The organism is Oleiphilus sp. HI0079 (assembly GCF_001635105.1).
In genome coordinates this window covers 1-448 of record NZ_LWFT01000294.1, presented here as the reverse complement: position 1 = coordinate 448, position 448 = coordinate 1, and the positions used below count along the sequence as shown (strand labels likewise).

Below are 448 nucleotides of genomic sequence, written 5' to 3'. Positions count from 1 at the left end.
CGGATCATGAATCCAACCACGGCTGTGCTCGAGCAACGTATTGCTGAAATGGAAGGGGGTATTGGAGCTCTAGCTGTTGCTTCAGGTATGTCAGCAATCACTTATTCTATCCAGTGCCTGACCCGCGCAGGAGACAACATCGTGAGTACCAGCCAGCTTTACGGCGGCACGTACAATCTATTCGCTCATACGTTCCCGCAGCAGGGAATAGACGTACGTATGTGTAGCCACGACGACTACGAGAAGATGGAAGCACTAATTGATGACAAAACACGCGCCCTATTTTGCGAGTCTATAGGCAATCCTGCTGGCAATGTTGTCGACATCAAGAAGCTGTCTGAAATTGCGCACCGCCATGGCATCCCTGTAATCGTCGACAACACGGTTGCAACACCTTACCTATGCCAACCATTTAAGCAGGGCGCCGATATTGTTGTGCACTCTCTGA

The 448-nt window shown here is 50.4% G+C and carries 1 protein-coding gene; it reads left to right on the top strand.

All coding sequences use genetic code 11. The features are described 5' to 3' along the window. A partial coding sequence (locus tag A3750_RS04110) for an aminotransferase class I/II-fold pyridoxal phosphate-dependent enzyme (RefSeq protein WP_156498384.1) occupies positions 1-448 on the top strand: 448 nt, incomplete at both ends.